We start from the raw sequence: 15,051 nt of genomic DNA on the forward strand, positions 1-15,051 counted from the left end.
AAATCCGGTCTTGACCGGCGTATCGCATCGAGCGGCGTGCCTGAACTTCGCTTCAATACTGATAACGGTGCTCCTCCTCGTAATACTGAGGAAATCCGACAGCCGCTTTCAACTCCTCGAATTCCATGATGTTCTCCGGCATCCGCCCCTGCCTGAGGCTGCTCAAAGCCTCACGCATGGCGCGGATGCCGGCATTCAGCAAGGTTAGAGGATATACCGCGATCTTATAGCCGATCGCCTCCAGCTGTTGGGGCGGCAAGACCGGAGTCTTGCCGTATTCGATCATGTTGGCCATCTTGGGCCCGTCAACTTCGGCGCAGTAGCGATGCATTTCCTCGACGCTTTCCGGAGCTTCCAGAAAAGTGATATTGGCGCCCAACTCCCGGAATAATCGACAGCGTGCGATGGCTTCCTCCAAACCTAGCACGGCCCGCGCGTCGGTTCGCGCCATGATGAGTATGTCGTCGCCGGCATTGCGTGCGTCAACCGCCGCACGGATTCGCATTGCGGCTTCGTCCCGGCTCACCACCGCCTTTCCCTGGGTGTGACCGCAACGTTTCGGAGCCAGCTGATCCTCGATCATGATGCAAGCAAATCCCGCCCGAGCGTAGCCTTGCACGGTGCGCTTTACGTTGAGTGCATTGCCGAAGCCAGTATCCCCATCGCCGAACATCGGAATAGAGACGGCGGCACAAATATTCCGGCCCTGTTCCACCAGTTCCCCGTAGGAAATCAAGCCGGTATCGGGCAGACCGAGGCGCGCCCCGGACACGGCAAAACCACTCATAAAGCCCATCTCGAAACCGGACTCCTGGATCAATTTGGCCGATATGGCATCGTGGCAGCCCGGCATAATGCGGATACCAGGCGAGGCAAGAAGCTCTTTCAAACGGGCGGTAGCGGAAGCCATACGTTTTTCTCCTCGGAAGTCGGCCATGAATCGAATACCCGATCAACCGGAAACGGCGATCATTGCGACGCCTTATCGGCGTTCAGTTCGAGGCGGGATGCTTCGTTGGGTCTGGGAATGTCCACGCCGAGACTGATGACGAAACTCGACGCCTCCTCGATGCTCATCTCGGACACTCTGACCTTCGATTCGTGGACGATTACGGTAAAGCCCGAGGTCGGATTCGGCGAGGTCGGAACATACAGCACCAGGTAATCGTCGACCCGGTTGGTTACATAGGCCGGCACCCAAATGCCTTCCTTAGGATACTCGATGTAAACCACGTCGCGCAGCTTTTCCTTCTCATCGCCCCGAAACAGGTTCAGTATTTTTTTGGTAACCCGGTATATCGTGCCGAGCAGCGGAATACGGTTAAGCAGACCCTCCAGGTAGTACCACACATGCGCTTTATCCTGCTTGAGCAAATAACCGAAATACGTCAGGACCAAAATGGCCGTCGTAAACAAGCCTATGGGGATAAAGAAGTTCTCGTAACGCCCGAAGATGCTCAACACGAAGTCTCGAAGCAATCCTTCGACCGCGATTACGATCTGTAGGATGATAACGATGGGAAGTACACCCAATACACCGATAAGAAAATAGCCAAAGAATTTCTGTAATGTCTTTTTCATTTTATTACCAGCAACTTTGGTGACGAAATTTGCAATTCGAGAAAAACGGCATCGACGAGCGATATCTCCGTCGGCCTGCTCCCGGACCGAAGAATATGCTCTACAGAATAAAGCGTAATTGGGACGATGTCAGTTTTGGAGCGTCGAAAAAGATCGATCGGGTTTGAGGGCGGGGTTGTGAAAATCAGTCTTCAACGGGCTCCACGGTTATCGTGACCGCTTCAGTGTAGGTGAGTTCCACTTCATCCCCTGCCCCTAAGTTCTTTATGTACTTTCGGAGCTGAGGATTTCGCACCTCAACCGTGTGCACGCGACCGCTCGGGCTCGAAATCGTCACTCTGTTCGCATCGTGATCGACGGACAAGACTTTCACCGTCGCCCTGACCGAGCGCCCTACCGATCCGCCCGGACGCTCTCCGGACTGTGTTATCGAGCTTCCTTCTCCAACTTTGACATCCTTTGCACCCTCGCCGGGATCTTTGATCTCGGCCGCAAGCGCCTCGTAATAACCGATGGTCACCTGATCGCCGACTTTCATTTTGGCGAGATTTTCAACTTTCGGGTCGATGTGTACGGCGAATCCGTTTCCGTTTGCGTCCGTCAAAAAGACCTGACGGCTTTGCAAATCGATCTCTTTGACCGTTGCGGTGGTTTGTTTGGCATTTGCGTAAAGCTGTTTCGGCTCTTGAGCGGCGCACGCCGCCAGAGCAGCCAGAATGACACTGTTGAGCACTCTCCGAGCGATCGAAAACCAGATGCTGTCCATCGCGACGCTCCGTCCATGACAATCCGAACAAACATCCGAGCTGAAATTGCAGCCCGACCAACGCCGATAATCGATGCCTCCGATGCGATTCCCGCACAGATGCCCCTTCATAAAGCAACTTCACGGCGTCGGCTACGGTTCCCCTCGTCATGGAGCGTCCCACGCGATCACACGACCGCATCGCCTGGAAGTCGACGTCCTCGAATAAAATTAGACAGCTCCGCTAGGAGGAAGGGTTCCCCGTTTTCAGGACTCTTTGAATCCAAGTCTCTTTAAAATGGTTTCCAAAGGACAAATTTTGGTAAATCCGCTCTGAAACAAGTTGGCTCCGACAAATGCTGTAAACCAAAGCCAGTTCTTGTTTACGAATATCGGGCTGGCTTCCGCGCCAAGCGCCAACGATAGCAAAACAAAAAATCCTGCGAAAATTCTTACTAAACGATGTGTAGTCATAGCAGCCTCATGTTAGAATTCTCTAATATATCAAACTCGAGCCCGCGATAAAGTACGAGTTCGCCGATGAATCGAGTGTGACGCACGTCGGCGCATGATCTGCAAGACTCATTCGGAAAAGCGAGCAGAAAACGGTCCTGTCGCGGATAGTATCAACCGGGTTTTTTTGGTGAACTCGGCTGCCTTGATGACGAAGAAACCAAATTTCGAACATCGATGGAATATGGGACGGCTCTGAACGCTGGCCGCACATTCGAGGAAAATATTGGATGGCTAATGTAATCATGTACAGCTCAGCCTTCTGCCCCTATTGTGTCATGGCGGAGCGCTTGCTTTTGAAAAAAGGCGTCGAGAATATCCAAAAGATCAGGGTCGACCTGGAGCCGGAACTCCGCATCGAAATGATGGAAAGGACAAAACGCCGCACGGTACCCCAGATTTACATCGGCGAAACTCATGTAGGGGGTTATGACGACCTCGCTGCCCTGGAGCGTGTCGGCCAGCTTGATCTCTTGCTGGCCAATGCTCGAGGGCATGGCAACGATTAGAAACTCCCCTCGCTCTGGCTTAGCTTTCAACTAAGAATCGTTCCGTATCGAAAAGCGGTTGAAAGGTTTTCCAGCGGTGAATTATTGACTTGTCTCAAAACTAAATTCGCGAATATCTGTCTTTAATACCAATTCGTTCTGCTGTACCGGATTAGCGCCAATCCAAACGGTAAGAAGCAGACAACGCGGCGTGCGTTGGACCGAAACATTGTGCATGGCACCCTGCTTATGTATATTTACCTATTCCTTTAGCTCATTCGGAGGCGAGGGGAAGTCGAGAAACTACGAGCCTTCCATTAGGCCCGCTTCAACAACGTAATACAAAAATCCGATAATCCATCAAGTGAGGGAAGAGATATGCGTAAACTAATTTGCTTCAAAGAGTGCTTGCTCGCTCTGAGCCTGCTCGTTTCCGCCGTGATCCCCGTATCGAGCTGGGCGCACGGAGGAGCCTCCGGCGTCGATTTGGATGCTTGCCGCATTCCGGTCGGCCCGCACTGGGTCCATTTCACCGCTTACCAACCGCAGTTGACTGGAACAACCGAATACTGCGATTCCATTCCCGAAGTTGGTTCAGCCACCCTGGTATTCGATTACGAAGGGAAGGCGTTGCGAAACATGACGGTTGAATTTGAAATCACCAAGGAACCGCAAGGAACCCGCGTCTTTTACAAGGAGCCGTCGACCTATCCGACCGGCACCGCCAACACCACAATCAACTTCACCGAGCCTGGTAAGTACTTGGCCCATGTGACCCTGGTCAATGAAGGGCAAAAGGTGGACGCCCACGTACCCTTTAGTGTCGGAGCCTCCGCATCCGGGCCTTCGACCAGCACTTACTTGGTCATTGCCGTCATTTTGATTGCGGCCGGCTATATCTTTTATCTTTCCAATGCGTCGTTCAAAGGCGCCGTAGATCGGATGTTGAAAAAGACCTCTTAGGAACTTTTAGGTCGGATCGATTGACTAAGCGCCATCCGTCGCCAGTCTTAGTCAAGTCTTCGAATCTCTGTTCCCAACGGTACTCAAAATGCAGACACGCTCCCTCGTATTCTTGTTTGGTTCGGCCCTGTTGAGCTTATCCACCGGTGCCGGAGCCGTTACTTCTCCACCGCCCAGCGCCAAAGTCCAACTCGGCCAAGCAGAACCTTTCTGCAACAGCGGGGTTCCTAGCGAATGGCGCAAAGCTCAAGTCATCGAAGGCGTAAACATTCAAGAATCGAGGGTCTGCAACGCGGATAATCCGGCAGACATCGCGGCGTTCGTGAAGGGAACCAACAACATATCCATGCAAACGATCATGGATACGTCCAGCTTAGCTGCGGATGCGATCACGAAAACCAATGACATGGATGGCGACGGTGACCCCGACCATATCATCATTAAAGTCGAAATCATGGAAGTAAACGGGCACTCGCCGGATTTCGCCGGCGTAGTACCCACCTTCGATATCGCACCCGGCATACAACCCAGCTTCTGGGTCTTCGCTCCGAAAACCCGCGATATGTCGACGCGTAGCTTCGCAAGCGTGGAAGCAAATCCGATGCTGCGCATGCCCTCCACGCCGATACGCGTCGAGCAGGGCGACGTGGTCTGGCTGGTCGTTGAGAATACCCACTACTTCCCTCACTCGATACACCTTCACGGCGTCGACCACCCCTTCATGGACCACGGCGGCGAAGGCAACGATGGCGTTGGCCAAACCAGCCAAATGGATATCATGCCGGGCCAAAGCAAGACCTACGTGATCCGGCCACGTCAGCCCGGCACTATGTATTATCACTGCCACGTCCAACCTCATACGCATATTCCGATGGGGCTCGCGGGCATGTTTATAGTGGAAGAGAACCGGCCGAACAACTGGGTTCAAACCTTTAACGTGGGCGCCGGCCAAGTTCGCCATCCCTCCGTAGCGGTATTGGAAAAATTCAGCCAGGAATACGACCTGCACTATCAGTCGGTCGACAAAGATCTGCATAAACTTCCGCAGGCAGCCAACGATCCCCGCCTGATCGCGAGAGCGATGAACCAGGAGTATGACATCACGGACGCGACTGACGACTATTTTCTACTGAACGGACGCTCCTTCCCGTACACGCTTCGGGAGTCGCTCATTACGGTTAACCCGAACGAGAAGATCAAGCTGCGCATTTTGAACGGCCATACCGAGACGCTTGCGCTTCATACGCATGGCCACAAGGCGACCGAAACTCATTATGACGGGGTCGAACAGAACCCCAGCGCTCAGGTGACCCGTGATGTTTACATGATGGCGCCGGCCCAGCGGCTGGACCTGTCGATCAATACGACGGATGACGGCTTGCACAGCTTCGGGTCCGGTATATGGATGTTCCACGACCATGTCGAAAGATCCTTCACCACCGACGGCATGGGCGAAGGCGGCAGCATCAGTCTCATCGTGTACAAGTCTTATCTAGAGGAAAACGGCACGCCGAAAACTCACGGCATGGATTTGACTCCGTATTTCACCAAGGAATTTTGGGAGAGAAAAATACCCGTATGGCAAGACTGGGCAGATGACTGGGGCAGCTTGGCTGAGCCTGCAGGCATTCAAACAGCGGCTGCGGCAAGCGTGACCGGAACGACCGGAGTTAAATCTGCGCCAGACGTGGTCGCCACCGATACGTCATCCAATCCGCTGGGCAGCCTTTTCAATGGACTGCTGTTCGGTATTGCGGGTTATGTGCTCTATCTGTACCGGGAACGCGTACTCGCTGTAATCAACCAACTCGCGTCCCAGGCCAAAGGCAAGCATTGAGGCAGTCGAACGTCATGTCAAAGTTTACGCATCTCATAATCTTCGGCGCTTTTCTGACCGCTTCGTCGGCCCATGCCGCGAAACAGCAGGAAATCGTAGAACATAAGTTATTGATGGATCACGGTGATGGCCACCTCATGGATATGGATGGCGGCATGGTCATGGGCCAAAACAAGGATAAGCTGCCCGGTGGCTGCGACAAGATCAGCGGGGACGAAGAGATCACCGTACGGGCCGGGCACAAGTATTCAAAGAAATTTCCCGGCACCATGTTCGCGTTCGACAAGCAGGAGTGGCGCATTAAGCCCTGTACGCGCCTCACGGTGCACTTCATCAACGAGGACAATATTCGCCATCAATGGATGATGCATGGATTGCCCAAGTATTTGTACGACAAGGGCATGTTCCACTTGGAGGTAACCGGCCCAGCCAAAATAAGCGGTACGCTGATCGTGCCCAAGGAAGACAAGACCTATCTGGTGCACTGCGATATCGCCCAGCACATGGAGAAGGGAATGAAAGGGCAGCTGGTCGTTGGGAAAGGCGGCGGCACGTTTCCCAGTATCCCCGGTCTGACCGACTTCGCCATTCCCGACAATTACGGCCCAACGCAAATAGCGGCTACTACGTCAGCGCAGCCTGCAGTTACTCAACCTACAGCGGCTCAACCGCTGCCGGCGCCTCAATCTTCGTCCAATACCGGCACATTCATTATCGGCCTAGCCCTCGGCTTGTTCGCGACACCATTTGCCGTGAGCAATTTCAAACAGCGCTTCAAAGGCATGAGCTCGAAAGACGTCGTCATCTATGGAGCCAACCTCGGCAAGAACCTGTTTGATCAAGCCGTCCATTTAGCAATCTCCATATACCGCCGCTTCAAGAAGTAAGCCGGGCCACACTCCCGTTGCGAGGCGCCTCACTCAGCCTGGAAGAAGCCTTGCAACGGGCAAAAACCGCCCTCCTCATACGCAAAAATACCCGCTGTAACCCCGTCCGCGGACGGCAGGCCGAATCGGCTTCATTCACCGAAGGCGCCTTGCGCCTCCGGATGCTGCAACTTGCATTCTTCCCGGTTGAGATGGCGTTGCGCCTCCAGAAAATCGTCCAGATACGCCTGATTGATCACCCGCCGCAAAACGCCTTCTTCGTCGGGTTCCACGTCCCATAGTCCGCTATTGTGCCAGTGATGGTCGTTTTCCCAGTCGGTGCGGTCGACTATCGGGTACAGACAGACGCCTTCCACCGGTACACCCAACTGGCGCGCCCTGCACACCTCTTCGGCAATTTCCCGTATCCATTGCCCCCGACCGGCGCCGACATGGCTGGTCTCGCCGATGATCATGGGGACCTGATAACGCTCGTACACCTCTTGCAACAAGCGGTGCAGCGGCATCCGCCTTGGATCGCCGAGGTGCCAGTGGAGACGGTCATTCGTTAGATACTCCCACTGATTGGAGTGATAATAGTTGACGCCGATGATGTCCAGGTACTTCGGGTCCCCGCCCAAATCCTCGTCGCGGGAGCCGCGCAACATGTCCCAAGCCTCGAACATGGAAGCGCGCTGCGCCCGCGCCGCGTCTTCCAGATCGGGGCGGCCGGGCGGCGCGATGATGTGGATGATAGGATCGATATGGATGATGCGCGCACGAGGATCCACTTCCCACACCGCTTCAATCGCTTCGATGGCGGCCCGAACGAGCTGGCGCTTCAGTTCGTTGTCCCGGCCCTTGCTGTGAACCGCGTACGGGTACATCAAATCGCTATGACAAACCGCCCAGCAGATGAAGGATATTTCATTGATGGGCGAATATACGGGTTCCGCATTGCTGTGATCGGCGATGAAGCGCGCAGCTTCGGCGGAAAAGCGGGCAAAGCGATGCACGAAAGCCGGCGAAAACAGGTCCAGGTCGTCCGGCCAGCCATAATGGCAAAGGGTCCAGTTGACCTGGACGCCGTGCTCGTTGGCCGCGCGCAACATGGGAGCGAGCGAGGAAAAATCGAATCGCCCGCCGCGCTCGATCAGATGCCAGCGTACGCTTTCCCGAACGACCTGAGTCCCGACTTCGCGCAGCATGGCATAGTCGCTGTCCACCAGGAGGTCATGGTGCGTGGAATGCACCATGTCCAGACGCTTGCCGGATGAATTGATATGGCTGGCTCCCTCGAATCCTGCCATCCAAAAGGACTTGAGAAGTGCCGGAGCGATGTGATCGGTCGTCATTCAGCAGCCTCGTTGTATGAATTGCGGTCGATTAAGAGCTACGGGGGGCACGGGATTACACCAGCACGCGGCCGTCATGCCCTTGAGCGCGGTAGGCGGCAAGGGCCGTCGCCTTCACCGCGGCGGCTTGCCCCGCCTTCGCCAGCGCCACGCAGGCACCGCCGAAACCTGCGCCGGTGAGCCGGGCGCCGTAGACGGCCGGCTGTTTTTGCAATAGCTCCACGAGAAGATCGAGGGCCGGAACAGACACCTCGTAGTCATCACGGAGGCTTGCATGGGACGCATTCATCAGCTCGCCGAACTCCTCGGCCGATACGCCGGACACCGCCACGAGCACGCGCTGATTTTCGCTGAAGACGTGACGCGCGCGACGGTTCAAAGGTTCCGGCAGGCTCTCCGTAATCGCAAGGTCGCCGATATCCCTGAGGGCCATGACACCCAATCGGCGAGCGGCTTCCTCGCATTCCTGGCGCCGCTGGTTGTAGGCGCTAGCGGCCAGGCGGCGCGGCACGCCGCTGTCCAGCACGATCAGTTCGGCGTGCTCCGGCAGGGGCAGCAAGCGGCGCTCCAGCGTCCGGGTGTCCAGAAACAGCATGTGCAAGACATCGCCGAAGCTCGCCGCCATCTGATCCATGATGCCGCAACGGACCCCGGCGAACCGGATTTCGGCTTGCTGGGCCAGGAGAGCGATGGCGAGGTCGTCTATATCGAGCTGAAACAAACCGCGTAATCCCCTCAGCACCGCGACTTCCAGGGCCGCGCTGCTGGATAGCCCTGCCCCGATCGGAACCTCCGAGCGGATCAGGAGGTTCACCGGAGCTATGGCGCAGCCCGCTTCCCGAAGCACTTCAATGCAACCTGCGACATAGCCGGTGAACCCATGGGCAATGGCGCCGCCCGCGCGGTAGCGAACCAGTTCGTCGAAATTCGCCGAATAAAATCGGCACCATTCGTCTTGGCTCCGTGCCATTTCGACCTGGGTCCTCTGCGGAATCGCGGTGGGAAGAACATAGCCGTCGTTATAATCGGTGTGTTCCCCGAGCAGATTCACCCGGCCCGGCGCGCCGGCTTCGAGCTCGGGTTCGGAACCGTACAGTTCGGAGAACTTGAGGTGGTCTGCTCCCATCATTCATTACTCACCAAGCCACCGCTATCGCCTTGAGTTCCCTTGCCTTTTCTTCCGGCAATGCGTCATTCGCGAACATGCCGGCGGCGAGCTCGGTGCCGGCCAGATATTTCAGCCGGTCTGCGGTACGGTAGGGCGGATAGAACTCGGCATGGAGATGGCACTCCGGATGCTGGCGCCGATCGACCGGAGCCTGGTACCAAGCCATGAGATAAGGGAATGGCCGCTGCCAAAGCCCGTCGTATTTGAGCAGAACCGTTTTCAGGGCGGCGGCCAGATCGGCCCGCTGCTCGGAATTCAAAGCCAAGAACGACGGAACCGCGACAATGGGGGCCACCCACACTTCGTACGGATAGCGCGCCCATGCCGGCACGAATGCGATCGCGTGCTCGCCGAGATACAGCACCCGCTCGCCGCTCTTAGCCTCCGCTGCGATCAATTCCTGGAGCAACGAACCGCCGGTCTTCTCGAAATGCTCGGCTTCGTTCTGGTGAATGCGCTCGGGAAACGGCGGCACGAAGGGATAGGCATAGATCTGACCGTGAGGATGATGCAGGGTCACGCCTACCTCGGCCCCGCGATTCTCGAAAGGCAACACATAACGCACATCCCGGCGCATGGCGAGGACTTCCGTGCGGCGCCCCCAGACTTCCAGAAGCAACTCGATGTGATCCAAGGGCAATCGGCCTAGGCTACTCTGTGGGTCCTGGGTGAACACGACGACTTCGCAGTGGCCTTTGGCCGGAAGGGTGCTGACCAGGCTTTCGGGCGGATCGTGAGCCTTCCCGGTCAGTGCCGGAAAGCGGTTATCGAACACGGCGATGTCATAGTCGCCGCAGGGCAGTTCGGTGGGATTGTCCGGATCGTCCGAGGGTGCAAAAGGGTTGTACTCCGGCGGCGGATGAAAGGTGCGCCCTTGCCGATAGGCAGCATAGGCCACCCATTCGCCTCGCAGGGGATGCCAGCGGAGGTGGGGATTGAGCCCTTCCGGGGCGGACAGCAGCGAGGGCTGGATATTCCAGGCGATGGGCCGACGGCTGTACAGGCTCAGCGTGCGGCCGTCCGCTTTCATGAGATCACGGGTGTACATAATTGTTTCCGCGCACCGCGCGGGCTATGTCTTCCACCGGCATCTTCGGAGTGCGATCGTCGAATAAGAGGCCGTTGGCCTCCTGGAATGTGTCCGCGAACTGCGTGTAGCAGAAGCCGCTGAACATTGCGGTTGAGCGCACCGCCTCGATGATGGCGCAGGTGCGCTGCTTGTATTCCTCGAGATCGTCGTAGCGTTGATAGCCCCAGCCACGGTCGTAGCGTTCGTCTCCGGGCCGAATGTAAGCCACGCCGCCGAACTCGGAAAGCAGCACCGGCTGGCCGCGGTGAGGGTGCCCATCCAGGGTCAGAATGCGCCCTCCGGCCCAGCGCCGGTCGACCACTTCCTGCAATTTGACCTCGGGTCCGTAACGGGCGCGGATATGGTCCGGGTTACCGTCGTAATCGTGTACGCCGATAATGTCGGTGGCGGAACTTTCCCAACCGTCATTGCCGATGACGAGACGGGTCGGATCCAGAGACCGGGTGAGGTGATAGAAGGACTGAACCGCATCCTGCGGCGCCGGCAACGCGGGCAGATCGGGAACGCCCCAGGATTCGTTGAAAGGCACCCAAATCACCACGCAGGGATGGCTGATGTCGCGCTCGATGACCTCGGTCCATTCTCTCAGCAGCCGATTCAAGGCCTTGTGGGTAAATCGATAGGCACTGGGCATTTCGGTGAAAACCAGGAGGCCCAGCACATCGGCCCAATACAGGTAGCGCGGATCCTCGATCTTCTGATGCTTGCGCACCCCGTTGAAGCCCATGGCCTTGGCCAGCTCCACATCGCGCTTCAACGCATCGCTCGTGGGTGCGGTCATCAGCGAATCCGGCCAGTAGCCCTGGTCCAAGGCCAGGCGCAGAACATAAGGCCGGCCGTTCAGCAAAATGCGCTCCCGCTGTGCGCCCACAGACCGCAGAGCGGTGTAGGAATACACTTGATCGACCACTTGCCCTTCGCAGAGCAGCTTTATTTCGGCATCGATCAGCGTAGGCCATTCAGGAGACCAGAGCAGTTCGTTGCGGAAGTCGTCGATGCCGGGATCGGACAACCCGATCCGTCGATGCACCTCGCCGCCGATGACGCGATAGGTGTCGTTCGCGAGAATTTGCGCACCGCAGCGGAGACATACGGAGACATAAGTCTCATCGGGATGCCTCCCGGTCACGTAAGCATCGAAGGCGATGTCCCAGCGCTCCACGCTGGGGGTCCAGCGGATTTTTTCGATGTAGTTGTCGCCCACGAATTCCAGCCACACGGTCTGCCAGATGCCGGTGGTACGTGGATACCAGATGCTGTGGGACTCCAGCCGCCAGTCCTGCTTGCCGCGCGGCTTTTCGAGATCATGAGGGTCATCCTCGGCCCACACCGTGATGCGCTGCCTGCGACCGGGCGCCAGTGCGAAGCTGATGTCGGCGCCGAAGGGCGTATGCCCGCCCTGATGTTCGGCCACCTTGACGTCGTTGACCCAGACCCGAGCCTGCCAGTCGACCGCGCCGAAGTGCAGCAGAACCCTGCCGCTGCGATTTTCCGGAAGATCGAACTCCCGCTGATACCAGCACGCCCGGTGAAAACTCGTATCGGCGACACCGCTCCGCTGGCTTTCAGGGGCGAACGGCACCTCGATGGTCAAAGGCCAGTCGGGCACGTCGCGCGGTACCCGGAAAGCCAGTTCATCGTCGAACCGGAAGCGCCACGAACCATCCAGCGATATCCAGTCGGGGCGCCGCAGTTGAGGTCTTGGATAGCGGCTATCCATACCGATCCTTCTACATGTCATCGCGCCGCTCTAGAATTTCAGCGCGCCCTCCGCGGCCGCCGCTGCAGCCAGGAGCACCGATTCGGAAGCTGAACTCATCTTGTGTTGCGCGCGCTTAGTCTGCCGCTCCCGCACCGCCTCGGCGGCCCGCTTTCCGGCGAGGAAGGCGTGATCGGAATTGTAATACTCCCATTCGCTGTAGCGCCCGGCCAAAAGGATGTCGTGTTCGGCAAGCCAGTCCCGGATCAGCTTCACGTTTTCGGCACGGACATGATCGTAAATGACGTAAGCATGCGGCAGGTCCACTTGGTGGGCAGCCCAAATCGGGTCGTCGGGGGTGAACATGCCAACCCTCTGACAGTCTCGAACGCAGCGCTCGATCAAGGCGTCACCGTCGCAGGGCAGCGGTTTCGCGGGCGAATAGGTGATCTCGCAGGTGAGGCCGAAACCGCCCGGCGCATTGCAATGGGGGCTGGCGTTGCCCTGCACGAAAATGCGGTGAAATACCGTGTCCTCTGGGTAATAGATCCAATGCTTCTCGGTGAGATGGGGCCGGCCGATCCCGAGATTTACGCAACGTACCGAGACGTGGCGTAAACCCTCGCTCGCCCGGCGGATATGGACCGGCGCTTCCTCGCCGAGGCTACGGACCAGTACCGGCAGCGGCATCGTGCTGATCAAGTGGCCGTACTCGATCTGCATGCCATCGGTCAAGGTTGCGGTATGCCGGTGAGGAGAGATCGCGACCACCCCGGCATTGAGGCGGAGCCGATCGCGCACGTGGGGAATAAAGCCGTTCATCAGCGCCTGAAACCCGCCCCGCAGGGGGTAGCCGAAGCGGGCGTTCGGTCCCATGGGCTTGGGCACCGGCCTCAAGGCGCCCTCGATCATGTCCTCCAGATCGGGCAGCGGTACCCGTCCGCCCAGCCAGGAGGTTTCCATCGCCTTGAGATCCACCGCCCATAACTTGCGGTTGTAGGGAATGGCGAAATGCTTGGCGATGCCGGCGCCCCACACCTTATAGATGAATTCCTCGAAATTTGCGAAGCCTTCCGGCAGTCCTTTCCGAGTGTTCGCAGCACCCCAGCGGACGGTACTTTCCAGGATGCCGTCGCCGCAGCAATCCTTCACGTCCCCGATCCGGCAATCCCGTTCACGGTGCGATTCCCGGCGGTTACCACCCAGAGTTTTCCGTTCACTCAGGGGGCCAAAACGGGCTTCGATGGCACCGACGAGACACTCCTTGATGACTTCGGGCGGCAGGCCGTACAGACCGCCCTGGAACGGATAGCGGGTGTACACGCCCTTGCTGTAGATCCAGGCTTCCCGATCCTGCCAGTGCACGTTGTCGCCCAAAAGCTTTCGGTATAGCTCGTGCACATACCCATCATTGGAAAACATGATATGCCCGGCATAATCGAAGGTGAAACCGTTCTCCTCGATGGAGCGGCACCAGCCGCCTATGCTGTCGTTAGTTTCCAGCAGCAATGCGCCGGGGGCATGATAAGCGGCGGATAGGCCGGTCGGTCCGGCTCCGATGATGGCAATATCCCACTGCTCCTTCTGCGATCGCATCGAACGGCGGGAAACGGGACCGGAGCCGCGCCGGCGTCCGTGCAGCACTTTGCCGATCTCGTTGGCCATGGACCGTGCGGTAGCATCCCAGGACGTATTCCGCAATACCTTGCGCATCGCCTCGCTGCGCCGGGTGCGATCGTCCCCTTCCGTCAGCGCCCGGTCGCAGGCGGTGACGAATTGCTCGACGCTATCCCCAAGGTGGACGATCTCCCCATAGGGCCCCGCCACGTCGGCGATGGGCGTGCCGACGATCGGTTTTTCCGCCGCCATGTATTCCAAGGTTTTGGTCGGACTGATGAAGCGGGTCGAATCGTTCCGGGCGAAGGGCAACAGGCAAAGGTCCCATCCAGCCAAGAATGCGGGCAGCTCCTCATAGGAACGCTGACCGAAGTAATGGAGGTTGGGGTGCCGTGGCAACTCCGCGGGATCGATCTTGGCGACGGGTCCGACCATCATCAATTGCCAGTCCGGCCTTGTCCGTGCCATGGCGTCCAGTAACGGCAGGTCGATGCGCTCGTCGATAACACCGAAGAAGCCGAGCCGCGGCCGGGGCAGATCCGCTTGCTCGGGATGATCCAGGCCGGCTTCGCCAGCCTTGCCGAAGTGGGCCGCATCAACGCTGCTCGGAAAGCAGTGTACGTTGGGATGGCGGTGCGCCTTGGCGCGATACAGGCTGGGGCCTCCGGTGAATACCAGGTCAACTGCGCGATAGGCCTCCGCTTCGAACTCCAATAGATCGGGAGAGGCGCCCTTGAAAGCGGACAGCTCATCCATGACGTCGTAGACCATCGCCGTGGGCTTGAGCCGACGGGCCAAAGGCAGCGCCATGGGTGTGTAGAGCCAAACCAGGCCATTGCGCAGTTCCTCGCGCTCGCTCAAGTCGTCCATGAGCGGCTCCAGTTCCGTGAACTGGCGATGGTTGAAGCCCGGGTCGAGAATAGGCGTGAAAGGGGTGGCAACAAGCACCCCCGGAACCGGGCGATGAAACTCCCAATGCGCGGCTTCAGAGTGTAGCGGCTCCTCGATAAAGACAGTGGAAAAATGCTTGGCCAGGCGAGACAGCAGATGTTGAGGGCGTTGCCAGACCCAATTCCAACGTAGGTGGGAAAATACGGTCATCTTGGGTGTTTTTTCCATGAGCCCTCCT

The 15,051-nt window shown here is 57.8% G+C and carries 13 protein-coding genes; 4 read left to right on the forward strand and 9 right to left on the reverse strand.

Annotated elements, in window-relative coordinates; all coding sequences use genetic code 11:
• Positions 1-52: 52 nt before the first annotated feature.
• The 4 genes from ACWJJK_RS12505 to ACWJJK_RS12520 form a co-directional block, all read right to left on the reverse strand.
• Positions 53-910 carry an isocitrate lyase/phosphoenolpyruvate mutase family protein gene (locus ACWJJK_RS12505; protein ID WP_434130274.1) on the reverse strand — a complete coding sequence of 286 codons (858 nt, stop codon included), beginning with the start codon at positions 908-910 and terminating at the stop codon, positions 53-55.
• Between the two features lie 59 nt (positions 911-969).
• Positions 970-1,581: a DUF502 domain-containing protein gene (locus tag ACWJJK_RS12510; RefSeq protein WP_077731583.1), complete on the reverse strand. Its 612-nt coding sequence runs from the start codon at positions 1,579-1,581 to the stop codon at positions 970-972.
• 184 nt (positions 1,582-1,765) lie between these two features.
• Entirely contained in the window at positions 1,766-2,347 is a 582-nt protein-coding gene (locus tag ACWJJK_RS12515) for a hypothetical protein (protein ID WP_139841169.1), read from the reverse strand.
• 246 nt (positions 2,348-2,593) lie between these two features.
• On the reverse strand, positions 2,594-2,800 hold the full coding sequence (locus ACWJJK_RS12520; RefSeq protein ID WP_077731585.1) for a YgaP family membrane protein: 207 nt from the start codon (positions 2,798-2,800) through the stop codon (positions 2,594-2,596).
• 269 nt (positions 2,801-3,069) lie between these two features.
• Between ACWJJK_RS12520 and grxC the strand changes: the two genes are divergently transcribed.
• The 4 genes from grxC to ACWJJK_RS12540 all read left to right on the forward strand — a co-directional run bounded on the left by grxC (position 3,070) and on the right by ACWJJK_RS12540 (position 7,014).
• Positions 3,070-3,348, forward strand: coding sequence for a glutaredoxin 3 (gene grxC, locus ACWJJK_RS12525; RefSeq protein WP_077731586.1), 279 nt, complete (start codon positions 3,070-3,072; stop codon positions 3,346-3,348).
• A 387-nt stretch (positions 3,349-3,735) separates the two neighbouring features.
• On the forward strand, positions 3,736-4,290 hold the full coding sequence (locus ACWJJK_RS12530) for a hypothetical protein (protein WP_240507129.1): 555 nt from the start codon (positions 3,736-3,738) through the stop codon (positions 4,288-4,290).
• An 88-nt stretch (positions 4,291-4,378) separates the two neighbouring features.
• A complete protein-coding gene (locus tag ACWJJK_RS12535) occupies positions 4,379-6,127 on the forward strand; it encodes a multicopper oxidase domain-containing protein (RefSeq protein ID WP_434112508.1) in 1,749 nt (582 codons plus the stop codon).
• Positions 6,128-6,141: 14 nt separating this feature from the next.
• Positions 6,142-7,014, forward strand: coding sequence for a cupredoxin domain-containing protein (locus ACWJJK_RS12540; protein WP_434112506.1), 873 nt, complete (start codon positions 6,142-6,144; stop codon positions 7,012-7,014).
• Positions 7,015-7,145: 131 nt separating this feature from the next.
• Here ACWJJK_RS12540 and ACWJJK_RS12545 read toward each other — a convergent pair whose 3' ends face one another.
• Genes ACWJJK_RS12545 through ACWJJK_RS12565 form a run of 5 tightly spaced genes read right to left on the reverse strand, consistent with a single transcriptional unit; the run spans position 7,146 to position 15,041 of the window.
• Positions 7,146-8,348 (reverse strand): hypothetical protein, encoded by a 1,203-nt coding sequence (locus ACWJJK_RS12545; protein WP_454128124.1) that lies wholly within the window; start codon positions 8,346-8,348, stop codon positions 7,146-7,148.
• A gap of 55 nt (positions 8,349-8,403) precedes the next feature.
• Positions 8,404-9,477: a galactokinase gene (gene galK, locus ACWJJK_RS12550; RefSeq protein WP_454128125.1), complete on the reverse strand. Its 1,074-nt coding sequence runs from the start codon at positions 9,475-9,477 to the stop codon at positions 8,404-8,406.
• A gap of 7 nt (positions 9,478-9,484) precedes the next feature.
• On the reverse strand, positions 9,485-10,564 hold the full coding sequence (galT, locus tag ACWJJK_RS12555; protein ID WP_077731590.1) for a galactose-1-phosphate uridylyltransferase: 1,080 nt from the start codon (positions 10,562-10,564) through the stop codon (positions 9,485-9,487).
• Complete coding sequence (locus tag ACWJJK_RS12560) at positions 10,551-12,326, reverse strand: glycoside hydrolase family 2 TIM barrel-domain containing protein (RefSeq protein ID WP_156881435.1); 1,776 nt, start codon at positions 12,324-12,326, stop codon at positions 10,551-10,553. Before ACWJJK_RS12560 ends, galT begins: the two co-directional genes overlap by 14 nt.
• 30 nt (positions 12,327-12,356) lie before the next feature.
• Positions 12,357-15,041: an FAD-dependent oxidoreductase gene (locus tag ACWJJK_RS12565; RefSeq protein ID WP_454128127.1), complete on the reverse strand. Its 2,685-nt coding sequence runs from the start codon at positions 15,039-15,041 to the stop codon at positions 12,357-12,359.
• Positions 15,042-15,051 lie beyond the last annotated feature (10 nt).

The sequence above is a fragment of the Methylocaldum gracile genome (assembly GCF_053646815.1).